Here is a 26,177-nt window from a genome sequence, read left to right on the forward strand (position 1 = left end):
CCTTTTCCACGATTACTTAACACTCTATTTTACCATAATTTCTAGCAGTTAGCACGTTTCTCATAAAAATGAAAAAAGTCTGACGATTTTGTCAGACTTCTGCTTTATAACCTTAAAAAGAGAAGATTGACTCTTCCCTCCACATTTTATTATTTAGCTGCTGCGTAAAGCTCGTCTACCTTGTTCCAGTTAATCACTGAGAAGAAAGCTTTGATGTAGTCAGGACGCACGTTGCGGTATTTCACGTAGTAAGCATGTTCCCAAACGTCCAAGCCCAAGATTGGTTTTTTACCTTCTGAGATTGGTGTATCTTGGTTTGCTGTTGAAGTTACTTCAAGCTTCCCTTCTTTGTTGACAACCAACCATGCCCAGCCAGAACCGAAGCGAGTTGTGGCTGCTGCTGTAAAGGCTGCTTGGAACTCTTCAAATGAACCAAATGTTGCGTCGATTGCTGCTGCAAGTTCTGCTGAAGGAGCAGTCTTTTCAGAAGTCATCAATTCCCAGAAAAGAGCGTGGTTCAAGTGTCCACCACCATTGTTGATAAGTGCTTGACGGATATCAGCTGGGATAGAATCTACATCAGCAAGCAAGGCTTCAAGGTCTTCACCGATTTCAGGGTGTTTTTCAAGAGCAGCATTTGCATTGTTGACATAAGTTTGATGGTGTTTGTCATGGTGCAAGTGCATTGTTTCTGCATCTATGTATGGTTCCAAAGCGTCGTATGCGTATGGAAGGTCTGGTAAGATAATAGCCATCTGTAATACCTCTTTTTCTTTCTATATGAAAATGATAACGCAATCATCCTCTTTTTTCAAGTTTTTTGCTCAATTTGCTTCTGCCGCGATCTGCAAAAGTGCCTTTTCAAACAAGTAACCTTTTTCATAGATACCTGTCTTAATCTGATAGTCTGTTTCAATCAAATAAGAAATCGCTCGCTTGAGAAAATCTAAGGAAATCCCTCTCGAATCTCTCAATGCAAACTTAATTTGATAAGGATTAGGATTTCGCCCCAAATAAGTTCCCAGACTGCTTACAATCTGCGATTCCGTCTGACCAGTCTCTGATAAAATCTTCACTTGGGTAAAGGTACGAAACTGTCCTAACATGACAGCTATGAGCTTGATCTCATCCTCCCCTTGCAAGGTCAAATCTCTGACCAAGTCACGGGCCTGATCGATCTTTTTGCCCAAGATAAGCTGAGTCAAATCAAAAATATTGTCCTGCAGGGTCTTTGGAATAGCCTCGACAATATCCTTCTCCTCTATCATGCCATCTGACTTATAAGACTGTAAAAAAAGGAGATTTTTCTGGATTTCACTAAATTGAAAACCAGATTTGATAAGTAGATTTTCAAAGGATTGCCCCACAAACTGCAGACCTTGTGTCTGACTCCATTTTTGGAAATACTGGCGGAGTTCTTGTTCCTTGGGTTCAATAGCATCAAAGACAGTCGCATCTCGTTTGAGCAATTTGACCAGCCGTCTCTTACTATCTAGCTTTCCTTCTGCAAATATCAATAACTTGGTTGTTGGCGAAGGGTTATCAAGGTATGCCTCAAACGACTTGAGCTCATCATCTGCTAAAAAGCGTTTCTTGGCTGTTGTGATATCGACAAAATGGTCTAATATCACGATTTTTTCATCCGCAAAGAAAGGGAGACTGACCAACTCCAACTCTAAGTCTTTATAGGCTACTTCTTTCATATCAAAGTAAGCAAAATTGAGATCAGCTGAATCATAACCAATCTGCTTCAACACTTGACTCTTCATAACTTCAAACTGACCCTGGTCTGTCCCAGTAAATAGATTCAAGCTAGATAAATTTGATAGAGATACCTTTTGGCTCTCTTCTATTGCTAGCATCTTCTCTCCTTTCTTCTTGTTTTTCTATTTTGTTTAGTCAATATAACGCAATTTCCCACGGAAATCTTCTAGGCTCTCGTATCCTTTTTCCGCCATGATTGCTTTTAGTTCATTGGTAATGCGCTCAAAAGCACCGACGCCTTCCTTGTGAAGGGTGGTTCCAACCTGCACCATGCTGGCACCACAGAGGATGTGTTCAAAGACATCACGACCTGTCAAGACGCCACCCGTTCCGATGATTTGGATTTGCGGATTGAGACGTTGGTAAAAGGCGTGCACATTAGCAAGAGCAGTCGGTTTGATATACTCTCCACCAATGCCACCAAAACCATTTTTAGGACGAATCACGACTGACTCGTCTTCTATGTAAAGACCGTTTCCGATAGAGTTAACGCAGTTGACAAACTTGAGCGGATATTTGTTGAAAATAGCTGCCGCTTGGTCAAAGTGAACAATGTCAAAATATGGTGGGAGCTTAATTCCAAGAGGTTTGGTAAAGTAGGCAAAAACTTCTGCCAAGATACGGTCTGTTGTCTCAAAATCATAAGCAATCTGAGGTTTTCCTGGAACATTTGGACAAGAGAGATTAAGCTCTGTCAATCCTTTAAATTCGCTCTCTTGAACTTTTTTCAAGATGGTATGTGTTTCTTCTGGAGACATGCCAACTAAAGATAGGAAGAAAGTACGGTTTGGTTCTTTTTCCTGCAAGTCCAAAAGATAGTCCAGATAATAGTCTAAACCATTATTTGGTAATCCCATTGAGTTGATAGAACCAAGTGGAACATCCTGATAACGTGGCTCAGGATTGCCCTGACGAAAGTCCAAGGTCGCTGTCTTCGTAACAAAAGTACCCGCCGCTGAGTTTTTGACTCCTTCAAGCTCTTCTATCGTCATACAAGCCACACCCGCTGCATTCATCAAGCAATTGTCAAACTCTAAGCCAGCTATTTGTGTTTTCGTTGATACCATGATTCTGATCCTCCAGATTCCTTTTATTTCTAATATTATACCATACTTTAAGATTTTCTCTTTGAGAAACTAATTTCTATATAAAACGTTCGGTTTTGTAAATTGAAAGAATTTTTAGAAAATTTCTGTTTTTTTCTTTACACTCAAAAAAAATTCTGCTATAATGGCTCATGTAATAAAATATAACAACAAAAAGGAGAACGATATGACATCTGCTAAAGACTATATCCAAAGCGTGTTTGCAACTGTGAAAGCTCGTAACGGGCATGAGGCTGAATTTCTCCAGGCGGTTGAAGAATTCTTCAGCACTTTGGAACCTGTATTTGAAAAACATCCCGAGTATATCGAAGAAAACATCTTGGCACGTATCACTGAGCCTGAGCGCGTGATTTCTTTCCGTGTGCCTTGGGTGGACCGTGATGGAAAAGTCCAAGTCAACCGTGGTTACCGTGTTCAATTCAACTCAGCTGTTGGACCATATAAAGGCGGACTTCGTTTCCACCCAACTGTGAACCAAGGGATCTTGAAATTCCTCGGCTTCGAACAAATCTTTAAAAACGTCTTGACTGGACTTCCAATCGGTGGAGGAAAAGGGGGGGCAGACTTCGATCCTAAAGGAAAGACTGACGCTGAAGTGATGCGCTTCTGCCAAAGCTTCATGACTGAATTGCAAAAATACATCGGACCATCTCTTGACGTACCTGCTGGTGATATCGGTGTTGGAGGACGCGAAATTGGTTACCTTTACGGACAATACAAACGTCTTAACCAATTTGATGCGGGTGTCTTGACTGGTAAACCTCTTGGATTTGGTGGTAGCTTGATTCGTCCAGAAGCAACTGGTTATGGATTGGTTTACTACACTGAAGAAATGCTCAAAGCTAATGGTAGCAGTTTTGCTGGTAAGAAAGTGGTTATTTCAGGTTCTGGTAACGTAGCTCAATACGCTCTTCAAAAAGCGACTGAACTTGGTGCAACTGTTATCTCTGTATCTGACTCAAACGGTTATGTCATCGACGAAAATGGTATTGACTTCGATCTTTTGGTTGATGTTAAAGAAAAACGCCGTGCTCGTTTGACTGAGTACGCAGCTGAGAAAGCAACTGCTACTTACCATGAAGGTTCTGTATGGACTTACGCTGGAAACTACGACATCGCTCTTCCATGTGCGACTCAAAACGAAATCAACGGCGACGCAGCTAAACGTTTGGTTGCTCAAGGCGTTATCTGTGTATCAGAAGGTGCTAACATGCCTAGTGACCTTGATGCGATTAAAGTCTACAAAGAAAACGGAATCCTTTACGGACCTGCCAAAGCTGCCAACGCTGGTGGTGTAGCTGTATCAGCGCTTGAAATGAGCCAAAACAGCCTTCGCCTTTCATGGACCCGTGAAGAAGTTGATGGACGCCTCAAAGACATCATGACCAACATCTTCAATACAGCTAAAACAACTGCTGAAACATACGGACTTGGTACTGACTACCTTGCAGGAGCAAATATCGCTGCCTTCGAAAACGTAGCAAACGCTATGATTGCACAAGGTATTGTTTAATTAGTCGATACATCCTATCGGAGGACAAATGATGAACTTACGGCCAATGGAAGTAAGAGACAATCCAGCTGTAGCGCAGCTCATTCGAGCCAGCCTAGAAGAATTCGGGCTTGACAAACCAGGAACTGTCTACTTTGATTCTCATCTAGATCATTTGGCCGACTATTATCAACAGCAAGAGAGAGCAGCTTACTTTGTTCTGGAAGATGAAGGACAGCTGGTTGGCTGTGGTGGCTTTGCACCTGTGTCCGATAAGATTGCTGAATTACAAAAACTGTATGTCACTAAAAATAGCCGTGGCAAAGGTTATTCCAGCAGGTTGATAAAGCGAATATTCCAGGAAGCCCGCCTAGCAGGTTATGAACAGCTTTATCTAGAAACCTCTACTGAACTGGCTACGGCTGTGTCCATCTATCAGCACTATGGTTTTACATCACTGCAAGAACCACTTTCTAACGCCGCCGGCCACCCAGCTATGAATATCTGGATGATAAAATCCTTCTCATCAGATGAATAGATGGCAATATACTATGGTCGACTTGAGGACATCAGTATCAAGCTCCTCAAGACAGCTAAAATAACTTTTAAAAATGTAGCCAAGGCTATGATAGTAAAGGTATTGTTTCAGCACTATCACACTAGAATAAATCCGACTGCTTATAAAAGCAGCCGGATTTTTATATATCTAATTTTTCAAAAAATTTGCCTGTTAACTGCTTTTCTTTTAGCTTCTCAAGTAGCTCATTTTCCAGAAAAGGACTTAGTTCGTCAAAATCTTGACAAACCTTAAAAACAGTCTCTCTGTCCAACTGACCATAAGCTAATTCGTAATAGTCCTTATTATGCTGCCAGTTCTGGTCATAGTTGACATCTGTCCGTTGATAGTAAACGATGTTTTGCTTCGGAGTCAGGTAAAGCTTCTGTGTTAGAATGCTTTTCTGATCTTTAGATAACTTGCTACGACTGAAAATCTTAACACCTTGAAAAATCTTGCGCTCATGAATTCCTTGATCTGTCACCTTCAATTCAATTCTTTTATAGTGCATACTATCACCTCCTGAAATTACCTACATTATATCATGTTCTGGCAAATTTTCAAACAAAAGTGTCATTTCCAAAAGTCTTCAGTCGCCTCTAAAATCTCTTCTGTTGGTGTTACTGTGGCCTCAATAATGCTCTTGCCAGTCTTTTTCAGATAGGCTTGTATAAGATGATAGCCATAAGCATAGCCTGCAGCATAAGGCATACCAACCGGTATTTGACCTTGAATCTCAGCAATTTCATCACCGTAAAGATAAGGAGCCATTTCCGCCATACCTGTTAGCTGAAGCTGACTTGAGATGATGGGCTTAATCTCTTCTAACTGCTCTGGACTGGTTGAAGTAACCCAAGGCCCAATGAGATCCTTACCATAGAGCTCAGCCGCAAAAGACTCTGCCAATCCTTCACTGACTACCCAGTCTGCTAGTGTCGTCTGCTGGTTCCATTTGACAAATTGGAAGCGGACATTGTGATTGCACTCATGGGCTAACGCTGCCTGCACACGGGGTAAAGTATAGTCATTTGGTAGTAAACTAAGCATGAGGTAGCCTGGAATTCCTCCATCTCCGCTGTAACCCTTATTGAGCTGTAGCATAGGTTTTTCTGGATTGCCCAATAAAATAGTAAAATAGTAATCCTCAACCTCTAAGTCATAGCCAGCTTGCTCAAAAAGACCAATACTCCTCTTGATGGTATCTTGACAATCCTGCCAGAGTTGATCAGAGCTCAGAGCGTCGATAGCCGGTCTATCCTTTTCTGATAGAGTTCCGGGCAACTGATTCATAAAGCCAAGTAGGAATAGAGCATCAAATCCTCCAGGGTACTTTGCTTTCAAAGGGATGTGTTGCGTTTGGTATTTCATTGCAAAAGGTGCTAATATTTTAGCTCGAAAGAGACCTTCTCTCTTTTCTAAAGGAAGCTCAAGCATCTCCTGATAAACTTTATCTGAACGAATCATATTGATTTGCATAATAATCTCCTTTCTTATCTACTATTAGTATAATCCCTTACCTAGGGTCAGAGTCAAGAAGAAAATTGAAATATCTATTAAAATTTCATTGAAATTACCTCAAACCGTTCGAAAATTACCTTCAATAAAGTTCTTTAATACTGAGATTGTAATATCCGGAGTATCAATAAATTAAAAACTTACTTTTCTACTGTTCATAGGAATGATGATACCAGAAAAAAATAAATCCTGAAGGGTAAAAACTTGTATTATTTTTTATGGAAAGCCTATTATTCAAAACTTGTTTGTCTCCTAGATAAACTATATAATTAGTTTGCCCCATTTGTACCCCATGAAATATAAAAAGAAAAACCGCTACTCCTAAGAATAGCGGTTTTATCATGTTTTTAAGCTACTAATGTAGTTGCTCTATTATTTAAGAGTAACTGAAGCTCCAGCTTCTTCCAATTTAGCTTTGATTTCTTCAGCTTCTGCAGTTGGAACGCCTTCTTTGATGACACCTGGTGCACCATCAACAAGTTCTTTAGCTTCTTTAAGTCCAAGACCAGTGATTTCACGTACAACTTTGATAACGCCAACTTTTTTGTCACCGGCAGCTGTCAACTCAACGTCAAATGAGTCTTTAGCAGCACCAGCGTCAGCAGCACCAGCTGCAGCAACAGCTACAGGAGCAGCTGCAGTTACACCAAATTCTTCTTCGATAGCTTTTACAAGGTCGTTCAATTCAAGGATTGAAGCTTCTTTAATTTCAGCAATAATGTTTTCAATGTTCAATGCCATTGTTATTTCCTCCAAATAAGTTTTTAATTTTATAATAGTTTTTTCGTAGCTAAGCTACGCTGCGTAGCTTAAGATTAAGCTGCGTCTTCTTTGTTGTCTGCAACCGCTTTGACTGCAAGAGCAACGTTGCGCACTGGCGCTTGAAGTACAGAAAGGAGCATAGAAAGAAGCCCTTCGCGGTTTGGAAGAGTTGCAAGAGCAACGATTTCTTCTTTAGATGCGACAGCGCCTTCGATTGCACCACCTTTGATTTCAAGTGCTTCAGCGTTTTTAGCAAAATCGTTCAAGATTTTCGCTGGTGCGATAACATCTTCGTTAGAAAATGCTACTGCAGATGGTCCAACAAAAACAGATGCAAGATCTTCAAGACCAGCTTTTTCAGCTGCACGACGTAAGATTGAGTTTTTAATTACTTTATACTCAACTTCGCTTCCACGAAGCTCACGACGAAGAACTGTATCTTGTTCAACTGTCAAACCACGAGCGTCTACAACGACGATTGATGCAGCAGCTTTCATTTTCTCAGCTACTACGTCAACTAGTTCCGCTTTCTTAGCAATAATTGCTTCACTCATTAGTGTGTTCACCTCCGTAATTATTTTGCTTGGGGAATTTTTCCAAAAGAAAAACGCGCCCAAACCTAGACACGAAAGTACAATACGCTTCTTTTTACATGATACGTTTTGTCCTCGGTAGGATCTTTATGAGTCGAGCTCCCCTACTGTCTTAGGCAGTTTTTTCAAACCGTATATAAGTATAGCATAGACAAAAAAAGAATGCAAGATTTTTGCAAACTTTTTTTAAATTTTTTTAAATCTCTACTGTCAAAACTTTGCCTTGCTTAACCACCTGTTCTCCAGCGATATAAACATCATCAACATCACTGGATTTGACAGCATAAACGAGGTGAGAGAGCATATTTTTCTGAGGTTGAAGATGGATTTTTCCTTGTGGTTGAATGACCAGAAAATCTGCCTGTTTGCCGACTTCTAGGCTTCCTATCTGCTTTTCCATTCCTAGAACCTTAGCTCCTTCGATTGTCAGTGCCTTAAGGGCTGTTTCGATAGGAAATTGGCTGGCATCTCCACTTTTCATCTTTTGAAGAAGGGCTGCTGTCCGTCCTTCCTCAAACATATCTAGATTGTTATTGGAAGCAACCGAGTCTGTCGCAATTCCGACTGCTACTCCTGCTTTTTGGAGTTGGATGATTGGAGCAATCCCTGAGGCCAGTTTGAGGTTACTGATAGGATTATGGGCGATTGCCACATGAGAAGTTGCCAAGCGTTCAATTTCTCGCTCGTTTAGCTCGACCCCATGAGCAAAGACAGACGGATGATCTAAATAACCCAGTTCTTCTAGAAAGGCGAGGGGACGTTTGCCATAGCGTTTGAGGATAATTCCTGACTCTTCCTTGGTCTCTGCCACATGGATATGGATAGGAATGTCCAGCTTTTTTGCCATATCTAAGCTCGCTTCCAGCAAGTCTCTACTACAGCTGTAGGGAGAATGTGGAGCTACCATAACCTTGAAATTTGGGTTTTCATATCCTAAGATTTCCTCTATGATGGCTCGGGTTCTGCTTATGGTCTCAGCAGTTGTTTCTGCCTCTGAAGAAAAGAGGGTCGGTGAGAAATAACAACTCATCTTGGAAGCCTTAACTGCCTGATAAATTTGCTCAATATCCACACCATTGGGATTATACATATCGTTGAAGGTTGTTGTTCCTGACTGGAGCATCTCTGTCAGAGCTTCTTTGACTGCCTTGGTAGTCATATCGGGAGTAAATCCTGCTTCTGCTGGCCAGATATAGTCATTGAGCCATTCGTGGAGATTGCTGTCATCCTGAATTCCTCGCAAACCTGTCATGAAAGAATGGGTGTGGCAATTAACCAAACCAGGCATGATCCAGGCTCCCTGATAGTCTATAATCTGCTCAGCTTGCTCTAAAATCTCTGACTCCTCTTGGCCGACATAGACGATTTGAGAATCCTTAACGGCTAAGACACCATCCAAATAAACATGGAAATCTTGGTCACAAGTCACGATATTTACATGCTGATAGACTTTCATTGTTTTCTCCTTCTAAGACCTTGATTTTTTCTAGCTATTGTAACAAAAAAGTCACCCGAAGGCAACTTTTAGTGTCATTAAGAATTTAAATGGGTAGGAATGACTTATTCAGAGCTAAAGGCCGCAGCTTTTTGCATTTGGTAATACTTGCCCTTTCTATCCATGAGATCATGATGGTTACCATGCTCCACAATGTCACCATCTACCAAGACAAGAATCAAATCCGCATCCTGAATGGTTGACAAACGGTGAGCAATAATAAAGCTTGTGCGCCCCTTCATGAGTTTGGCAAAGGCATCCTGTACTAGCACCTCTGTCCGTGTATCGATGGAGGAAGTCGCCTCGTCTAAGATAAGAATCTTTGGAATAGCTAGAAAGACTCGGGCGATGGTCAAGAGCTGGGCTTGACCGACAGAGAGAGATTCTCCTGCATTTTCCAACTTGGTATTGTATCCCTGTGGCAACTGTTGGATGAAAAAGTCTGCGTTGGCTGCTTTTGCGGCAGCAATCACCTGCTCCCTACTGGCATCAGGATTTCCAAAGGCAATATTGTCATGAATGGTCCCTTGCTTGAGCCAGGTTTCTTGGAGTACCATCCCAAACTGCTGTCTCAATGACGCTCGGGTATAATCATAAATGGATTGCCCATCTAACAAGATATCTCCCGAGTTAATAGGATAAAAACGCATGAGGAGATTGATAAGAGTTGACTTACCAGCACCTGTCGGACCAACGATGGCTACCTTGCTACCAGCTGGGATATCGATAGACAAATCCTTAATCAAGATCCTTTCAGGATGGTATCCAAAAGAAACATGCTTAAAGGAAATGGCTCCCTTAACTTGGTCACTGGTCAAGACTTCCTTACCTGTTTCAGCCACCTCTGGACTTTCTAAGACAGCATAGACGCGCTCTGCGCAAGCGAGAGCACTTTGCAACTCAGCTAGCACTGAAGAAATATCGTTAAAGGGCTTGGTATACTGCTGAACATAGTTCAAAAAAGTTACTAAACGCCCAATGGTCAAGGTTGAACCCATCATGATACGATAAGCTCCTACTCCAGCTAGAAGAGCATAAATGAGCGCATTGACAAAGCGAGTCGAAGGATTAACCGTTGAGGAATAAAAGATAGCTGACTGAGAATAGCTTGCGTAGTTGGCATTCGCCTCGTGCAGTCTTTGGATAAACTCTGTCTGAGCATTGAAGGACTGGATAATGGTCTGCTGGCTAAGCGACTCTTCAATCAACTGAGTCTGAATTCCCCTCGTCTCTGTTTGCTTCTGGAAGAGATGATAGGAGCGTTTGGCAATAAAGCGTGAAATCACCATGGACAGCGGCGTCAACAGCAAGACCAAGAGGGTCATGAGGAGGTGAATTTGGAGCATGGCTAGAATACTAACCAAAATCATCAAAACACCAATGAAAAATTGATTGAAAATCATGGTCAAACCAGCTGCCAACTGTTCTATGTCTGTGGTCACACGACTAACCATCTCTCCACTGCCCTGCCGGTTCACAAAAGCAATCGGTAAACGATGGAGCTTATGGATAATTCGCTCTCGCAAGCCTCTGGTATAAGAGAAGATTAGACGATTATAAAGAAGAGGATTGGCCCATTGTACCAGAGTATTTCCTATGACTACCAATATCATCTGAATGAAAATCTGCCAAAAAACTGGTGATGAACCAGCCACTAGAACTTGGTCAATGACCTGTCCAATCAGAATAGGTAGGTAAATTGATAAGCCAACTTGGGCAATAGTTCCTAGAAAGGCAAGGAAAAGGAGGAAAGGATGGTTTGCTAAATCTATGGCCAAACGTTTGAGCGTCTGGTTTGCAGTTTGTCGTTTCATGCTAGTCCTCCTTTCCATGTTGGGATGCATTGATTTCGCGATAGACTTGGCTAGTCTTCATCAAGTCATCGTGCTTGCCAACAGCTAGTAACTCACCTTTTTCCAAGAGGAGAATCTGGTCAGCCATACGAAGTGTCGAAGTCCGTTGAGAAATCAAGATTAAACTCGTGTTTGGCAAATTCTCTCGGATAGCTTTCAAGAGATTGGACTCGGTAATGGTGTCGAGGGCCGAGGTCGCATCATCTAAGATGAGAAATGGAGCTTGGCGCAAGACTGCACGTGCGATAGACAGCCTTTGTTTTTGTCCACCTGAGAAATTTCGACCTCCAGCCTCAACCAGGGCATCCAAGAGTCCTTCCTTTTCACTGACAAAATCCTTAGCTTGCGCAATCTCCAAGGCCTGCCAGAGTTCTTGGTCAGATACTTCTTGATTGAAACCCAGAGTCAAGTTGGAACGAATAGTTCCCTTAAAAAGTTCGACTTTTTGAGGCACATAGGCAATCCAAGACCGCCATTGCTCAAGATTACGAGGACTACGTCCATTTCGATAAAGGTCAATACTTCCCTTGTCTGCCGGATAAAGACCAAGTAAGACTTGCACCAAGCTTGATTTACCTGAACCAGTTCCCCCGATTATACCAAGGATCTGCCCTTGATTCATATCAAAGGAAATGTTTCTCAGAGAAGGCTGGGCCGCATCAGGATAGGTAAAGGTTAATTCTTTGACTTGCAAAATCCGATCACCGGTAGCTTGCTTTTGTTCTAACTCTGAATGGATATCCTCTGGAGCTTCGGTAAAAACTTCCTCAATTCGCTTGGCTGAGATATAGGACTGATTGAGAGAATTGATCAGCATAGCTAGCTTAACCAATTCCACCAAAATTTGCAAGAGGTAGTTGATAAGGGCAATAAGAGCACCTTGACTGAGTAAACCTCCTTGAATTGAAATATAGCCCTGCCCGATGATGACGAGAAGGGTTCCATTGACAATCAGATAAGTCAGAGGTGTTAACAAACTAGACCAGAAACCCGTCTTTTCTTGCAATCTAGCATAAACTTGGTTAAGGGTTTGAAAAATCTGTAATTCTCGTTTTTCTTGCCCAAAGGCACGAATAACTCGCATGCCTTGTAATTGCTGACGCGTTTCCTGAACCAGTTGGTCCGTTTTCTTTCTGAGACTACTGTAGAGGGGATTGACCAGTCGAGAGAGACCGACAATGACGATTGTCAAAAAACCAACCATGACCAAAAACCAAAAAGTCAGCTCAGCTGAGATGCGATAGGCCATAAAGATAGCCCCAAAAACAATAATAGGCGCTCGCAAAAAGAGGCGCAGGAATTGATTGATCCCAGTCTGTATCTGGTAGGTATCAGAAGTCAAGCGGGTCACCAAGCTAGAAGTTGTCAAACGGTCTCTGCTGTCCTTAGGCAAAGAAAGAATATGACGATAGAGGTCGTTTGTCAATTCCTTGGCAAAACCTACCGCTGCCTTTGCTGAATAAAATTGAGCAATCAAGGCTACTAAAACGCCAATCACTGCAAAGATAAGGAGCAGGCCAATCTGCATCCATAGATGCCCTTGATCTCTCTGAGGCAAGGATTGGTCAACAATCCCAGCAATCACCATGGGAACCAAGAGCTCAAAAACAGCTTCTAGCAGCTTGAACAGTGGAGCCAAAATTGATTCTTTGATATAGGATTTGAAGTAAGATAGTAAGTGTTTCATAAATCCCTTCTATTCATATTCTAGAAATGAAGAAAGTGGGAAGCCCCACCCTCTCAGTTTTATTTGTTTAAGCAAGGTAATAGATAGCCATATCCTGCTTTTTCCATCTCATCCTTGGCTACAAAGCGCAAGGAGGCAGAATTAATACAGTAACGCAGGCCACCTAACTCCTGAGGTCCATCTGTGAAAACATGACCCAAGTGAGCATTGCCTGAGCGAGAACGAACCTCGATTCGCTCCATTCCATGGCTCAGGTCCTTGTAATAGTGAATCAACTCCTTAGAAATCGGACGACTAAAACTTGGCCAACCACAACCTGAGGCAAACTTATCCTTAGCAAAAAAGAGTGGCTCCCCTGTCGTGATGTCTACATAAATCCCCTCTTCAAAAGTTTGGTCATAAGCATTACTAAATGGAGCCTCTGTAGCAGCTTCTTGCGTAACACGATAAGACTCTTCAGTTAAGCTTTCCTTTAACACCTCTTGACTAGGCTTTTCATAGTTAGAGGCGTCAATCAATGGCTTATCAGCATCCGTCACATCGATATGACAATAACCTGAAGGATTTTTCTTGAGATAGTCTTGGTGGTAGTCTTCAGCCAAAATGTAGTGACGAAGTTTCTCCACTTCTACTGCAATCTTTCGACCCAGCATACGCTCCTGCTCCTGCACCACTGTGTAGATAGCTGGCAAGTCTGCTTCATCCTGATAATAGATTCCCGTTCGATATTGGCGACCACGGTCATTTCCTTGCTGGTTGATAGATAAAGGGTCAATGACACGGAAATAATAAAGTAAAATCTCTCTGAGTGACACAGCCTTCTCATCATAAATCACTTGAACAGTCTCTGCATGGTCTGTTTCCTTGAGCAACTGGTAATTGGTCGTTTCGACTTGGCCATTAGCGTAGCCGACACTGGTTGCTAGCACTCCTGAAATTCGTGAAAAATACTCCTCTAGGCCCCAAAAACAACCACCTGCTAGATAAATTTCTGCCATCTTTATTTCTCCTTTATCAAGTTTTTAACTAATACTCTTCAAAATCTCTTCAAACCACGTCAGCTTACATCTGCAACCTCAAAACCATGTTTTGAGCAACCTGCGGCTAGCTTCCTAGTTTGCTCTTTGATTTTCATTGAGTATAAACTTCTTTTCAAAAAAAGGATAGGAAGCCCTCAGGTCGAGAGTTTCCCCATCCTATCCTCTATTTCTTTACTTTGTTTGGACACGGACACCTTGGGTATCAACTTTCAAATCATGCAGTTTGCCTTTGAAAGGTTGCTTTTGCAATTCTGCCTTAATAGCTGGCATCTTGTCATGAGAAGCCAAGACCATAACTGTCGGTCCGGCACCAGAGAGATAGGTCGCATAGGCTCCATTCTCTTTAGCTACTTGCTTAATCGTAGCAAATTCACGGACCAGACTTTGACGATAGCGCTCGTGGAAGAGGTCCCCCTCGATTGCTTGACCAGCTGTCACCATATCTCCTGCTAACAAGGCTGCAACGGCCACATTGGCGATAGAACTAGCTGCAACAGCTTCCTTGTAGGACAATTTCTTAGGAAGGACACCGCGGCTGTCTCGAGTGCGCAATTCATAGTTGGGAATATAAGCTAGAAAATCACACTCTGGGAAGGCAGCCACAATCGCTGAAACATTTCCTTCAACAGAACTTGCAATAACGAGATTGCCGTAAATTGCTGGAGCTACATTGTCAGGATGTCCTTCAATCTTGGTAGCCAACTGCAATTTGTCGTGGTTAGATAAGTTGAGATTGCCCAGTTGGTTAGCCAGTTCAATTCCAGCAACGATAACCGAGCTAGAAGAACCCAAACCACGCGCCAAGGGAACATCACTGGTCATTTTCAAGCGTCTCGGTTGCAAGTCAGGCGCAATTTGCAAGGCAATCTTAAGCAAAAGATTACGCTCGTCATGGGGAATCCATTTGCCAATCTGGTGTTCAATCAACCACTCATCCCGTTCTTCACAAACCTCAATTTGAAGATACTTGGTTACAGCTACACCGACCGAATCAAAACCTGGCCCGATATTGGCACTGGTTGCAGGTACAATAATCTTCATCCTATTCTCCTAACACCTTGAAGGTATTCAAGAGGTCAAATTCTGAAGCTTTGGCCAACTCAGCTGAAACATTCTCAAGCTGCGCTTTATTAATCTTATGAGTGATAATCACTACACGCGCCTTGTCACCCTCTTTACCATCTTGGAGGATTTGCTTGAAGGAAATATCTTGAGCGTTGAAAATCTCAGCCAATTTCAAGACCTGACCTTTTGAGTCTGGAGCCAAGATTGAGAAGTAGTAGTTAGCTTTAACATCTTCTGGATTTGCCAAGACTAGGTCACGGCTATATTCGTTGAAGTCTTTACCGATGGTACCATCATTCAAGCGACGAACGATACGGACAATATCTGCTACAACACTTGTTGCAGTTGGTTTTTGACCCGCACCTGGTCCGTAGTACATAGATTCACCAATACCGATAGATTCTACAAAAACAGCGTTCATTACCCCATTCACACTGGCAAGTGGATGTGCTTTAGGAAGGAAGGTTGGAGTTACTTCCGCAGCAATACCAGAAGGAGTTTCCTCGATAGAACCAACCAATTTCACTACATAGCCAAGGTCTTGGGCTACAGCTACGTCTTCTGGTGTGATGTTGCGGATTCCCTTGTGGGCTACATCGTCAAAGGCAACCTTCATACCAAAAGCAAACTGGCTCAAAATCACCATCTTGTAGGCTGCGTCAATCCCATCCACGTCATTTGTAGGGTCGCTTTCTGCAAAACCAAGTCTTTGTGCTTCAGCCAGAGCATCATCGTAAGACCAGCCTTCTTCGACCATCTTGGTCATCATGAAGTTGGAAGTTCCGTTAACGACACCAAGAACGCGCGTAATTTTGTCAGAAGCTAATGAATTTGCCAAAGTACGAAGAATTGGAATCCCACCAGCAACTGCTGCTTCGTAGTAAAGTGCTACCTTATGCTCTTTAGCGATTTCTAGCAATTCTGCACCATGGACAGCCAAAAGGTCCTTGTTAGCAGTAACAACGTGTTTCCCAGCTTCTAAGGCACGAGTGATAAAGGTCTTAGCTGGTTCGATACGCCCCATCAATTCCACTACAATAGTAATGTCCTTGTCTGATAAAATATCATCTACATTGGTCACAAAGTTAAAGTCATTTCCTGCTGCAAGCAAGCGGTTCTTTTCATCTTCATCCTTGACCAATACCTTGGCTACTTCAATCTCTGAATGAGCTGACTGAACGATTTTTTCTCCATTTTCCTTTAGTAGGAATGGCACACCACTTGCAACGGTACCAAATCCGAGTAAAGCAATTTTAACTGTCATGTTTGTCTCCTAGAAATTTTCTGATATAGCCATTATAACAGAATTTTGTGAAAATTCCTATTATAGTAAATCACTATTTCGATCTAGAAAAGAAAAAACGAATCCCATGATTCGTCTTTCTTGATAAATGAAAATTGATTTTAAAAATTATGAACGAATCTTTTGCAGACCGAGAACTGCGTCATGGTTAATCAATATTTGCCCATACTCTTGCAAAACGGAACGACTGATGTCACTGTCGTCTGCAAATTCACGCATACGAGCCAAGAGCCAGGCCGGATATGGACTAGGATGATTTTCTACATCGACTAAGATTGTCAAATAGTAGTGCCCATTCATCTTATAGAGCTCAGAGGTTTCCATCTGGTAGTTAACCGTCTTTGCAAAAGCAACTAAGTCAGCAAGGCTTGCAAAGCGCAGGATATAGTAGATATAAGGTTCTTTCTTACTCTCAGTCTCCTTGTCTGCCTGCTCTTGCTCTTCTGCCTTTGCTTCGACCTGCTCTAGAGATTGGATGGCCTCAATATCGTCCTTGGTCTTATCTGCAATGCTCTTTTCCAAGGTTTTGAGAAATTCATCTGGCGACATTTGGGCTAATTCTTCCATGTCTGGTAGATCCGCCAAATCTTCAAAATCCAGATTTTGGTCAATCTTGGATTTGGTCACAAAGACGTCGACCTTGTCTGGTTTTGGCGTTACACGAAAACTCAGCATGCCACTATCCAAGAAATTGTCTGGCATCTCTAACTCATCTAGAATAGCATAGAAAAACTCTTCAGTTTTTTCCTGAGGAACGAGAAAGTCTGCAATCTCCATTCCTCGGTCCATCAAATCATCTAAAGTCATTGTGATTTTCAGTGTTGTATCACTAATTTGTTTCATCTTCATATCTAGTAACCTCATACTTTCAGTCTATCTATTATACTAGATTTTTACGATTTTATCAAAAGAATGAAGCGAGAATGTGATATAATACTAGATATGATTTTAGATTTAAGAAAGAAAGTTCAATGAAAAATATAAAAGTAAATGCCTTGGCCAGCTTGCTGGTCAATATTCTCAATATCGTTTTTCCACTGATAACCAATCCTTATCTGACGCGGATTCTCAGCAAATCCAACTACGGTTATTTCAATACAGCTAATACCTGGGCAAGTTTCGTTATTCCACTAGCTGCCTTTGGAATATACAACTACGGGATTCGAGCTATTAGTAAGGTCAAGGATGACAAGAATAAAATCAACTACGTCTTTTCTAAGTTGTTTTATATCTCGGTTTTCACCTCTCTCCTGACGACAGGTATCTACTTCCTCATTATCTTCTTTGACACCAGCATTGAGAATCTGAAAGTCCTGTACTACATCCTAGGGGCCCAAGCACTCTTCCAATTTCTCAATATCGAATGGATGAACGAGGCTTATGAAAACTATGCCTTCATCCTCTATAAAACATTAATTATTCGAATTACCATGCTGGTCGCTATCTTCGCCTTTGTTAAAACGGCAGATGATATCGTTCCTTATGCTATCGTTATGACAGCGACCACTATCCTCAACTACCTGCTCAGTTTTCTTTGGATTAAGAGAGAAGTTTCTTTTGTTAAGATTGGTTTCGTCGAATTAGCTAAAGCTTCTAAACCACTCTTTACTATGCTTCTCCTAGCAAACGCTAATATGCTTTATACCTTGCTAGATAGAATGTTTATCACCAAGGGACCGGATGAGAACTATATTTCCTACTATACAATTGCCTATAGTATCGTCATGTTGATTGCCAGTGTCTTGAGTGGAGCTATCAACGTCAGTATTCCACGCCTTGGCTACTATCTCGGTAAAAAGGATTACAAGTCCTATAATTATCTCGTGAATCAAGCGGCATCCTTATTCTATTTCCTTATGGTTCCAACTAGTATCGGGATCATGATATTGGGACGGTACGCAACTGTTATTTATTCTTCTGAAAAATATCTTGAAGCGGGTATCGTAACTAGCGTCTTCGCTTTTCGTACCATCATTTGGGCTATAGAGTTGATTCTTGGTAAACAGATTATCTTTATCAACGACCATGAAAATCGCTTAACTGCCTTCTACTTCCTTGGTGGTGGGGCTAATATACTATTAAATAGCATCTTGTATTTCAATAATATTTTTGCACCTGAGTATTACATCGCTACGACCATTATCGCAGAAACTATCGTTGTTTTACTTGAAATTCATTTTATCAAGAAACACCAACTGATTAGTTTAAAAGAAATTTTTATAACCTTAACACGTTATAGCATTATATCCCTTGGTTTTATCCCAATCTTCTATATTTTCAAGATGATTTTCCAAATCAATTCCTACACAGTAAACTTCAATATGATTCTCATGGTTCTTTCTACCGTAGCAACTTGTGGTATCTATTACCTCTTGACCCTCTTTATCACCAAAGACAAAACACTCCACTATGCACTGAACCTTGTACTTGCAAAATTAAAACGAAATTAAAAAATCCCCTACTGATAAATTAGTTGCCAGTAGGGGATTTCTTCTTTATTCGTTTTCTTTCTTTTCAGAAGCGTTGGCTTCTAGATTTGAATCTTGTTTAGGTTGTTCAACAATAGAGGAATTAGCTTCTTGTTTCTGTTCTGGCTTGACTGCATCGCTATTTACAGCAGCAACAGCCTGTTTCCAGATTCCTTCTTCGTTTACTTTGTAACCATCAGGTGTTGTTGCGTTCTTCAACAAAGAACCATTAGCTTGGAAATAGTACCAATTACCATCAAGCTGTTTCCAACCCGTTTGCATAGCTCCTGATTCATCAAAGTAATAATGATCACCATTTACTTTATGAAGGCCAACCAACATGATGCCATCTTCAGGATTTAGATAATACCAGACGCCTTTGTCTTTTATCCAACCAGTTTTCATGGCTCCATTTGATTCAAAGTAACGGTAATGATTATCAAACCATTTCCAGCCTGTTTGCATGGCACCAGATTTGCTAAAGTAATATTGCTTACCATCTACTTGATGGAGGCCGACTAACATAACGCCTTCCTTACCTTCAAGATAATACCAGGCATCACCATCTTTCAACCAACCAGTTTGGAGTGCGCCAGACGTAGCGTAATAATGCCAAGAATCATTTGACCACTGCCATCCAACTTGCATAGTACCTGCAGAGCTGAAGAAATAGTTCTTACCGTCAATCTCTTTAGATCCTACAGCCATAATACCAGTTTCTGGATCCAAATAATACCATGATTCTTTATCTTTCAACCAACCAGTTTTCATAGCACCTGAGTTCGTATAGAAGTACCAGCTATTGTCTTGCCACTTCCAGCCAGTCTGCATGGCACCACTAGCATTCAAATAGTAACGAACACCATTTATATCTTGTCTGCCAGTTAACATGATGCCATCTTTATCCAGATAATACCATGTTTCCTGATCCTTGACCCAGCCGGTTTTCATAGCTCCAGAACTTGCAAAATAGTTCCAGTGACCATCAACAAATGCCCAGCCAGTTTGCATGATACCTTCTTGATTAAAGTAGTATGTGCTTCCATTGATATTCTTTTTACCGATGGTCTTTAGCCCATCCTCATCATAGAAATACCAATTTGAATCAATCTTTTGCCATGTTGAAGGCTTACCTGCTGTTTGGAGTGCACCACTTTCGCTAAAGAACATCTTCTTGCCATTATAAACTTGGTGTCCTGTTAGCATCTTCCCATCTGCCGCAAAGAGATACTTTTTCCCTCCAATTTCAGAGAGCTCGCTAAATCGTCTAGCACCATTTGATTGGATATAATACCAAGAGTCATCTAGTTTGAACCAACCACCAGTTTGCATTTTACCATTTTGGTTCAGATAGTAATCATTCCCTTTGGCATTTTCTCCCCAGTCGTCGTTAAGGTGAAGCCAGCGACCTGCTTGCATTTGTCCTTTTCCATTAAAGAAATAAGTGGCTCCGCCAATCTCTCTCCAGCCGATAGCCATTTCTCCGTCAGTCAAACGATATTTCCAATAACCATCTTCTTGATACCATTTTTCGTCAACTACAGGGATATTAGGGAAGGTATTTGAAACATTAGCAAATCCTTTATCGCTAATATCAAAAACGGTAGCGTCTTGAGTTTGGCTAGCAGCATGAAGAACCTGAATATTTTTCTTCTGAAGGTATTCTCTGGTTGAAGCAACATTAATATCTCCACCAGTTGTCTGAATAATCATTTTTGGTGATAAGTTTTCAAGGAAATTAATCGTATTTGAAATTGTCGCATCATAATGGTGGTTCCATTTCATCATATCAACCTTGCCGATAACTGGACCTAACTTATCTTCTGCTCCCTCGGCATTATCCAAATCTCCACCAAGATAGATTCTCTTTCCTGCCACAGTCACTACTGAAACAATGGAGTTGGAGTTATCATCTCGAACTTTTTTCAGATTCCCGTCAGCATCATATTCATTCTTATAGTTGTAGAGTTGAATATCCATATCACCTAATTTTAGGTGGCTATCCTCATCTGAAATATTCTGGATAAGAGTAACTCCTCGTTTTTGAGCTGCTCTCAAAGCATTATCATAATTGAAAAGATTATCCCATAGTCCCCAGTTTGCTGTGATCCGATCATCTGAATATTTTTTCAAATAAAACTTACCGACCTGATATCGATTGAGTATTTCGTCTGCTCCACCAATATGGTCACTATGAACATGAGTTCCTATAATAAAATCTAATTTTTTTACACCTATTTGATCCAAGTGGCGAATCAATCGATCCTCCAATACTTGATAATTTCTCATGGAAATTCCCCAGCGGCTTGGATAGCGTGGGTCACTCCCATCAGGGAAGTCATAGTCTTCACCCATATCAATCAAAGCATAGTGACCATTGCTTTCCAGAAGGATGGCATCACTCCCAGATTTTGCTTTAGTATTTATGAAATGGATACGATTGCCCGAACCTGCAGAGATGGTATCTGCATCTACTCCTTGCGATAACTGAATCAGTAATAGAAAGAATGCGAGAACACTATAGCTGACTGATTTTAATAACCATTTATTTTTCACCTTGAAAACTCCTTTATCTTAACATTAAGCAACTTTTAAAAATCTAATCAATCCAATAATTTTTATCCCCTCCTGGGACTTGTTGCTCAATAGGTGGTGGAGTCATATAGTTTTCTCCAAATTCGTAGACAAGTATTTCATGGTATTTTCTCGGAACCTTGACCACAATGTTTTCATAAGGCATATCAATCAAATCATAGAGCCATTCTTTTTTTATACCATTTGGATAATAAGGGTCATAGATAGTACAAGTAAGATCTGTTGCTTGATCTACACTATACTTCAAAGCAAGGCTCTCTAATTTTTGATTCCATAGCTGTGGGGAAGTTAAGCGGAAAATAGCTGATCCCATATAACGAGGGAGGTTTTTAAGTCCACCATTCTCAGACTTGATCCCTTTAAAATTCAAAGAAGAAAGGCGAATGAAATATTTGTAGAGCTTCATTTTTTTACGGTCACTTTCCTCTGTGACGACACCATCATATGGAAAAATGTCAACGCAAGTTCCCAATACGACCGTTGGGTCTACGAGGTTAGCATCTCGACGAGTCCTTACATCATAGACTCTCATATAACTGTATGGATATCCCTTTGTTTCTCTGAATGAAATCAATTTGTAGTAGGGATGATTTTCATTTTGTAAAACCTTGTACAGTTTTTCAAATTCATCACGCGCCAAGGAAATATCTGTATCATCATCCCAAGGGATAAATCCTTTATGGCGTACAGCTCCTAGTAAGGTTCCAAAATCAATAAAGTATTTGATTTGATGTTGTTCACAAAGATCATGTAGATACTTTAAAATATCCAATTCTACTTGCTTTATTTCTTCAAGAGTTAAAGTTCTTTCAGACATAGGTTCTTTTCTCCTAAATTTGACTATATTTTTAAACGTTTCTTAATCCCAATCCCGTCATTTAGACCTTTTAACAATCTTCCATAATTTAAAATCATGATGAGATACTCTTTGTTCAACCGGTGGCAATTGCATATAGTCTCCGTAGTCTGAGGTCAAAATTTCATGATAATTTTTCGGAATGGTAAATTCCTTACCTTCAAATATTCCAGTAGTAACTTGTTCCAGCCATTCACGTCTCCACACTGGTTTGTTCATATCCTTGTAGATAAGATAATCCACTTGCTCATAATCTGAGACTTTACGGGATTTTGCAAGCTCTTCAATCTGGGCAACGTATTTGTTCGTATTGGTGAAATAGAAAATAATAACTGACACATAGCGTAGCAGCGAATTCAGTACACTTTTCGTATTGGTAATGCCTTTAAAGGTGTAGCAACTCAATTGACGTTTCTTTATCAGTTTCGTCATCTTGTTTTTAAATTCTACGTCATCTTCGTAGCCATCTACAGGGAAAATATCTACATAGATTCCCATATTCGAATCGATGCGAACATCTTCTTCTAGCAAGTAAGTATGGTTATCCTGCACTTTCATGAAGGGATAGACATAGTTGAGATTATTTTTATAAGACATGACCTCGTAACGTTCATCAGGGTTAGCGATAAGGTAGTCTTGCAATTTTTCATAATCTTCTCGTAACATGCAGATATCCATGTCATCATCCCAAGGGATAAATCCTTGATGGCGAACAGCACCAATTAGACTTCCATATGCTAAGAAATACTTGACTCCAATTTTCTGACAAACTTCATGAATATACTCCATGATTCCAAGTTCCATCTGTTGAATTTCATTGACATCTGTTACTTCTTGGTACCGAACTCCTTCATCCCGTTTGCAGACTACGAGTCCATAGCCAATTGCTAGCCAGAAGATGATATTAATAAAGTTGGTTGAATACATAATCTGACTTTCAAATAATTGACCAAACAAGATACCAAAGAATAGGATCATGATCAATTTATCAGTATTTTTCTTGGAAACAATCAAATACGTTAAAAAGCGCTTGATGACATAAGCCAGTACAAGAAGGAAGGATACCAAACCTAGAACTCCCGAACTGACAAATATGGTCACAAAAATGTTATGAAAATTCCCACCGATAAGGGAGTTTTGAATCTCAAATTTACTGAAATATTCTGCGTAATAATCTGGAACGTTTCGTACACCATAACCAAAAATTGGTTTGGCACTTCCCATCTTGATGGCATTTTTCCAGATATAGGTTCTACCACTTGGTGTTGTTTCAATCAGATGGAGCTCACCGTTCTTCTTAGTGACAGACGAATCTGTCTCAGCATAGGATTGTCCTTTGTTTAAATCTAAGACAGTCGCAGTTTCAGATGAGATATAGATTGAAGTTACATAGCTTAATCCAATATTAGTTGCAGTAATCAGCAAACCAGCAACTATAAAAGTGAGGAATCGTTTAACGATACTTCCTCTAGTAGCAAAGAAACTATAGAGTCCAATCATGAGAAGTAAAGAAAGTAAGGCTCCTCGACTTTGCATCGTTGCGAAGTAAACGAATTGAATCACATTGTTCAGTTTAAGATAAACAGAATATTTACTTCCTTTATGGATCAAATACATAGCCAAAATAATGCTAATGTATGAAAATATCGCACTAGCATTTGGATTGACAATCCCCCACAGACGTCCATTCATGACACCATAGTAATAAGATTGTTCGCCAATCTTAAATAGGATAAGGACTCTACTTACCAATAAACCAAACGCAAAAATTGCTGAAGAAAAAGATACAATTTGAACCGTATAGGCAATCCAGTCAAATAATTTTTTAAGTTGCCCTGATTGTAACATGGTAAATAATAAAACATAGGTTACCATGAAGAGAATTTCAATCACATTTCCAATCAGATGTCCAGAGCGATTGAAAATAGCTGATAGCAGATGACTTCCAGCTAATAGTCCAAATAAGGATAGAAATTTACGATCTGCTGTGATTTCTTTCCACTTAAACAATAAGGTATAGCAAATATAAAGCACTACAATTGCTGATAATCCCTTGTAGAGGGGATTTGCTATCTTATAAACCAGTGAACTCATACTTAAAATCGAAATGAAAACAAATAGATACGCAATCCATAGTTTTGATTTTTCAAAGTATTCATCCATTTTTGAAAAATTCATTTTCAACTCCTTCTCATGATATTAGTTTTTTAATCCAACAATTTTCTTATATAGCCATGGAGAAATGACAAGTGAAAGGATCGCTACCTTGCGAAAAGTGGTGAAATAAGCATCTTTCCATATTTCGCGTCGATGCTGAACAATCCAAGTCCTCAGCTCGGCTTTCTCCTTTTGATACTCTTCACGTGAAGTAAAGATAATTTTATCGTAAACTGTGATGTACGACCAACATTCTCTGTTTATTAATTCGTATTTCAAATTAGGAAAGGCTTGTGAAACTTGAGCAATTATTTGCTGATAAACTTCTATTGTGTCAAATACATATCGATTAACAGATGTTGTTGCACTTCCCTCACGATGATCATAATAATAAACAGGTTTGTCAATAAAGACGCAACTACATCTTGTCTTTAGTAGCAATTCAGTTAAAAATAAGGCATCTTCAGCTAGGTGATAATTTGTATTAAACTTTTCATCCGCAAGCAGGTCTCTCTTAAACAGTTTTGCAACTGGAAAAAATGACGTTCTGGTAGTCATCAGTAGTTCCTTCATGGTTTCTTCTGTTGACCAGAGTTCTGTTTTTCCAGAATGTGAAGGTATATCAGTTACAATGCCGTTTTTGATATGGTGCAGAGGAGCAATTGCAAAGCCTACATTCACCCCTTCAACTGCACTTGCTAAAGTAGCTAGGTAATCCTGGGTAACGAAATCATCGCTATCAATAAAGGTAACCCAAGAACCCGTCGCTAGCTGAATTCCCATATTTCTAGCATTTGAAACACCAGAATTTTCGATATGATAAACCTTGATATTCTCATACTGAGATGCTAAGTGATCACAGATCTGTCCACTAGAATCAGTAGAACCATCGTTGATTAGGATTAACTCAAAATGGGCATAAGTCTGTTGAAGAATCGACTCCACACATCGCTCCAGATAGGCTTCTACATTGTAGACCGGAACGATAACGCTTATTTTTTCTCCCATCATGCTCCATATTCTCCCTTGTACTCTGTGTAGCTCTTGTCCATGTCTGCTATAATAGCATCATGATGCGGTACTTGCTTGTCTGCTGGTGGCGGTGTCATATAGTCCCCAAAAGCAGTGCTGAGATAGGCATCATAGCCGACTGGGATGGGCATCTCAGTTCCTTCAAATGGCAAGAAAAGATTGTCCTCAAAGGATGCGATTGGGTATTTGTTTCGCATGTAGCCGGGACCTGAGCATAATTCCGTAATTCCATCGCTCTCAGCCAGACCATACTTGGTCATTTCTTTTTCAGCTTTTTTCCAAATGCGATAACGTAGAGATTTTGGAGTCAGGCCGAGTAAGATGCGACTTCCCCATTTCATGACCGCACCATGCTTTTCTGGGATAGTTTGCGCACAAAAGAGTGAATAAATCAGGGCCCAACGAACCTGTTTCTTACGCTCAGCTGGATTTTTAGGATAATAATCCAATGGTAAAACGTCCAAGGCCAAACCGTGTGGCAAATCCAAATCCTTTTGATAAGGCTTGATACAAGTAGTTTCCTTGTCACGAATGGTAATAAAAAGGTTACGGTCTACAAAATCTTTGTTACTCTTTGACAAGAAATAACGCTCGTCTGCATAACGTGGCCACAGTTCTGCTAATTTTTCATAGTCCTTACGTGGCATGAAAAAGTCTAGATCATCATCCCAAGGAATGAAGCCCTTATTACGAAGGGCGCCAATGGCTCCTCCACCACAGAGATAGCACAACAAATCATGTTCTTTACAAAATGCGACGAAATATTCAGCCATTTCCAGACTACGAGCCTGAATCGCTTTCAAATCACTCATGTCTCTCCTCTTCTGTCCAATAACGA

At 40.6% G+C, this 26,177-nt stretch carries 22 protein-coding genes and 1 other annotated feature; of the genes, 3 read left to right on the forward strand and 19 right to left on the reverse strand.

Annotated features, from left to right (window positions below; translation table 11 throughout):
• Positions 1–149: 149 nt before the first annotated feature.
• The 3 genes from sodA to O3622_RS05290 all read right to left on the reverse strand — a co-directional run bounded on the left by sodA (position 150) and on the right by O3622_RS05290 (position 2,831).
• Positions 150–755 carry a superoxide dismutase SodA gene (sodA, locus tag O3622_RS05280; protein ID WP_049519616.1) on the reverse strand — a complete coding sequence of 202 codons (606 nt, stop codon included), beginning with the start codon at positions 753–755 and terminating at the stop codon, positions 150–152.
• A gap of 69 nt (positions 756–824) precedes the next feature.
• Entirely contained in the window at positions 825–1,862 is a 1,038-nt protein-coding gene (gene holA / locus O3622_RS05285) for a DNA polymerase III subunit delta (protein WP_084945131.1), read from the reverse strand.
• A 33-nt stretch (positions 1,863–1,895) separates the two neighbouring features.
• Positions 1,896–2,831 carry a dihydroorotate oxidase gene (locus O3622_RS05290; RefSeq protein ID WP_070534608.1) on the reverse strand — a complete coding sequence of 312 codons (936 nt, stop codon included), beginning with the start codon at positions 2,829–2,831 and terminating at the stop codon, positions 1,896–1,898.
• Positions 2,832–3,036: 205 nt separating this feature from the next.
• Between O3622_RS05290 and gdhA the strand changes: the two genes are divergently transcribed.
• Complete coding sequence (gene gdhA / locus O3622_RS05295; protein ID WP_084945130.1) at positions 3,037–4,383, forward strand: NADP-specific glutamate dehydrogenase; 1,347 nt, start codon at positions 3,037–3,039, stop codon at positions 4,381–4,383.
• Between the two features lie 31 nt (positions 4,384–4,414).
• A complete protein-coding gene (locus O3622_RS05300) occupies positions 4,415–4,900 on the forward strand; it encodes a GNAT family N-acetyltransferase (protein ID WP_125328390.1) in 486 nt (161 codons plus the stop codon).
• A 160-nt stretch (positions 4,901–5,060) separates the two neighbouring features.
• Here O3622_RS05300 and O3622_RS05305 read toward each other — a convergent pair whose 3' ends face one another.
• The 11 genes from O3622_RS05305 to mecA form a co-directional block, all read right to left on the reverse strand.
• Positions 5,061–5,429, reverse strand: a complete 369-nt coding sequence (locus tag O3622_RS05305) for an EXLDI protein (protein WP_000559015.1) — start codon at positions 5,427–5,429, stop codon at positions 5,061–5,063.
• A gap of 62 nt (positions 5,430–5,491) precedes the next feature.
• Positions 5,492–6,394, reverse strand: a complete 903-nt coding sequence (locus tag O3622_RS05310) for a DUF2268 domain-containing protein (RefSeq protein ID WP_001166706.1) — start codon at positions 6,392–6,394, stop codon at positions 5,492–5,494.
• Positions 6,395–6,805: 411 nt separating this feature from the next.
• Complete coding sequence (gene rplL, locus O3622_RS05315) at positions 6,806–7,174, reverse strand: 50S ribosomal protein L7/L12 (RefSeq protein ID WP_001196964.1); 369 nt, start codon at positions 7,172–7,174, stop codon at positions 6,806–6,808.
• A 74-nt stretch (positions 7,175–7,248) separates the two neighbouring features.
• Positions 7,249–7,749 (reverse strand): 50S ribosomal protein L10, encoded by a 501-nt coding sequence (gene rplJ / locus O3622_RS05320; RefSeq protein ID WP_001287274.1) that lies wholly within the window; start codon positions 7,747–7,749, stop codon positions 7,249–7,251.
• Between the two features lie 38 nt (positions 7,750–7,787).
• Positions 7,788–7,923 (reverse strand) — a sequence feature (ribosomal protein L10 leader region).
• A 61-nt stretch (positions 7,924–7,984) separates the two neighbouring features.
• Positions 7,985–9,244, reverse strand: a complete 1,260-nt coding sequence (locus O3622_RS05325) for a TRZ/ATZ family protein (protein WP_371607153.1) — start codon at positions 9,242–9,244, stop codon at positions 7,985–7,987.
• 104 nt (positions 9,245–9,348) lie between these two features.
• Positions 9,349–11,097, reverse strand: coding sequence for an ABC transporter ATP-binding protein (locus tag O3622_RS05330; protein WP_371607154.1), 1,749 nt, complete (start codon positions 11,095–11,097; stop codon positions 9,349–9,351).
• A 1-nt stretch (position 11,098) separates the two neighbouring features.
• A complete protein-coding gene (locus O3622_RS05335; protein WP_000681737.1) occupies positions 11,099–12,823 on the reverse strand; it encodes an ABC transporter ATP-binding protein in 1,725 nt (574 codons plus the stop codon).
• A gap of 59 nt (positions 12,824–12,882) precedes the next feature.
• On the reverse strand, positions 12,883–13,821 hold the full coding sequence (msrB, locus tag O3622_RS05340; protein WP_000818181.1) for a peptide-methionine (R)-S-oxide reductase MsrB: 939 nt from the start codon (positions 13,819–13,821) through the stop codon (positions 12,883–12,885).
• Positions 13,822–14,034: 213 nt separating this feature from the next.
• Positions 14,035–14,904 (reverse strand): homoserine kinase, encoded by an 870-nt coding sequence (gene thrB / locus O3622_RS05345; protein ID WP_000692417.1) that lies wholly within the window; start codon positions 14,902–14,904, stop codon positions 14,035–14,037.
• Between the two features lies 1 nt (position 14,905).
• The gene (locus O3622_RS05350) at positions 14,906–16,192 is read right to left on the reverse strand and encodes a homoserine dehydrogenase (protein WP_000216364.1); all 1,287 of its coding nucleotides are present in this window, start codon (positions 16,190–16,192) and stop codon (positions 14,906–14,908) included.
• A gap of 147 nt (positions 16,193–16,339) precedes the next feature.
• Positions 16,340–17,080, reverse strand: a complete 741-nt coding sequence (gene mecA / locus O3622_RS05355) for an adaptor protein MecA (RefSeq protein ID WP_000782696.1) — start codon at positions 17,078–17,080, stop codon at positions 16,340–16,342.
• Positions 17,081–17,202: 122 nt separating this feature from the next.
• Here mecA and O3622_RS05360 point away from each other — a divergent pair, with 122 nt between their 5' ends.
• Entirely contained in the window at positions 17,203–18,681 is a 1,479-nt protein-coding gene (locus O3622_RS05360) for an oligosaccharide flippase family protein (protein ID WP_000789708.1), read from the forward strand.
• A gap of 45 nt (positions 18,682–18,726) precedes the next feature.
• On the opposite strand, the gene O3622_RS05365 is transcribed toward O3622_RS05360, so the two are convergent.
• The 5 genes from O3622_RS05365 to O3622_RS05385 are packed head-to-tail and all read right to left on the reverse strand — an operon-like array spanning position 18,727 to position 26,151.
• The gene (locus O3622_RS05365) at positions 18,727–21,255 is read right to left on the reverse strand and encodes an MBL fold metallo-hydrolase (RefSeq protein ID WP_371607155.1); all 2,529 of its coding nucleotides are present in this window, start codon (positions 21,253–21,255) and stop codon (positions 18,727–18,729) included.
• A 43-nt stretch (positions 21,256–21,298) separates the two neighbouring features.
• Positions 21,299–22,111, reverse strand: a complete 813-nt coding sequence (locus O3622_RS05370; RefSeq protein WP_008292505.1) for a phosphorylcholine transferase LicD — start codon at positions 22,109–22,111, stop codon at positions 21,299–21,301.
• Between the two features lie 57 nt (positions 22,112–22,168).
• Positions 22,169–24,328, reverse strand: coding sequence for a LicD family protein (locus O3622_RS05375; protein ID WP_049477679.1), 2,160 nt, complete (start codon positions 24,326–24,328; stop codon positions 22,169–22,171).
• Between the two features lie 21 nt (positions 24,329–24,349).
• Positions 24,350–25,318 carry a glycosyltransferase family 2 protein gene (locus O3622_RS05380; RefSeq protein WP_049520682.1) on the reverse strand — a complete coding sequence of 323 codons (969 nt, stop codon included), beginning with the start codon at positions 25,316–25,318 and terminating at the stop codon, positions 24,350–24,352.
• Positions 25,315–26,151: a phosphorylcholine transferase LicD gene (locus O3622_RS05385; protein ID WP_001281444.1), complete on the reverse strand. Its 837-nt coding sequence runs from the start codon at positions 26,149–26,151 to the stop codon at positions 25,315–25,317. The genes O3622_RS05380 and O3622_RS05385 overlap by 4 nt, the downstream gene beginning before the upstream one ends.
• Positions 26,152–26,177 lie beyond the last annotated feature (26 nt).

Source organism: Streptococcus sp. 27098_8_51, from assembly GCF_041432205.1.
In the GTDB taxonomy this organism is placed as follows: domain Bacteria; phylum Bacillota; class Bacilli; order Lactobacillales; family Streptococcaceae; genus Streptococcus.

What these genes read in the sequence shown, in the direction of transcription:
- O3622_RS05325 (WP_371607153.1), bottom strand. Translation starts at nt 9,244, where the DNA reads ATGAAAGTCTATCAGCATGTAAATATCGTGACTTGTGACCAAGATTTC.
- sodA (WP_049519616.1), bottom strand. Translation starts at nt 755, where the DNA reads ATGGCTATTATCTTACCAGACCTTCCATACGCATACGACGCTTTGGAA.
- mecA (WP_000782696.1), bottom strand. Translation starts at nt 17,080, where the DNA reads ATGAAGATGAAACAAATTAGTGATACAACACTGAAAATCACAATGACT.
- O3622_RS05385 (WP_001281444.1), bottom strand. Translation starts at nt 26,151, where the DNA reads ATGAGTGATTTGAAAGCGATTCAGGCTCGTAGTCTGGAAATGGCTGAA.
- O3622_RS05310 (WP_001166706.1), bottom strand. Translation starts at nt 6,394, where the DNA reads ATGCAAATCAATATGATTCGTTCAGATAAAGTTTATCAGGAGATGCTT.
- msrB (WP_000818181.1), bottom strand. Translation starts at nt 13,821, where the DNA reads ATGGCAGAAATTTATCTAGCAGGTGGTTGTTTTTGGGGCCTAGAGGAG.
- O3622_RS05380 (WP_049520682.1), bottom strand. Translation starts at nt 25,318, where the DNA reads ATGATGGGAGAAAAAATAAGCGTTATCGTTCCGGTCTACAATGTAGAA.
- rplL (WP_001196964.1), bottom strand. Translation starts at nt 7,174, where the DNA reads ATGGCATTGAACATTGAAAACATTATTGCTGAAATTAAAGAAGCTTCA.
- O3622_RS05330 (WP_371607154.1), bottom strand. Translation starts at nt 11,097, where the DNA reads ATGAAACGACAAACTGCAAACCAGACGCTCAAACGTTTGGCCATAGAT.
- O3622_RS05350 (WP_000216364.1), bottom strand. Translation starts at nt 16,192, where the DNA reads ATGACAGTTAAAATTGCTTTACTCGGATTTGGTACCGTTGCAAGTGGT.
- rplJ (WP_001287274.1), bottom strand. Translation starts at nt 7,749, where the DNA reads ATGAGTGAAGCAATTATTGCTAAGAAAGCGGAACTAGTTGACGTAGTA.
- O3622_RS05305 (WP_000559015.1), bottom strand. Translation starts at nt 5,429, where the DNA reads ATGCACTATAAAAGAATTGAATTGAAGGTGACAGATCAAGGAATTCAT.
- O3622_RS05360 (WP_000789708.1), top strand. Translation starts at nt 17,203, where the DNA reads ATGAAAAATATAAAAGTAAATGCCTTGGCCAGCTTGCTGGTCAATATT.
- gdhA (WP_084945130.1), top strand. Translation starts at nt 3,037, where the DNA reads ATGACATCTGCTAAAGACTATATCCAAAGCGTGTTTGCAACTGTGAAA.
- holA (WP_084945131.1), bottom strand. Translation starts at nt 1,862, where the DNA reads ATGCTAGCAATAGAAGAGAGCCAAAAGGTATCTCTATCAAATTTATCT.
- O3622_RS05375 (WP_049477679.1), bottom strand. Translation starts at nt 24,328, where the DNA reads ATGAATTTTTCAAAAATGGATGAATACTTTGAAAAATCAAAACTATGG.
- O3622_RS05300 (WP_125328390.1), top strand. Translation starts at nt 4,415, where the DNA reads ATGAACTTACGGCCAATGGAAGTAAGAGACAATCCAGCTGTAGCGCAG.
- O3622_RS05335 (WP_000681737.1), bottom strand. Translation starts at nt 12,823, where the DNA reads ATGAAACACTTACTATCTTACTTCAAATCCTATATCAAAGAATCAATT.
- O3622_RS05370 (WP_008292505.1), bottom strand. Translation starts at nt 22,111, where the DNA reads ATGTCTGAAAGAACTTTAACTCTTGAAGAAATAAAGCAAGTAGAATTG.
- thrB (WP_000692417.1), bottom strand. Translation starts at nt 14,904, where the DNA reads ATGAAGATTATTGTACCTGCAACCAGTGCCAATATCGGGCCAGGTTTT.
- O3622_RS05290 (WP_070534608.1), bottom strand. Translation starts at nt 2,831, where the DNA reads ATGGTATCAACGAAAACACAAATAGCTGGCTTAGAGTTTGACAATTGC.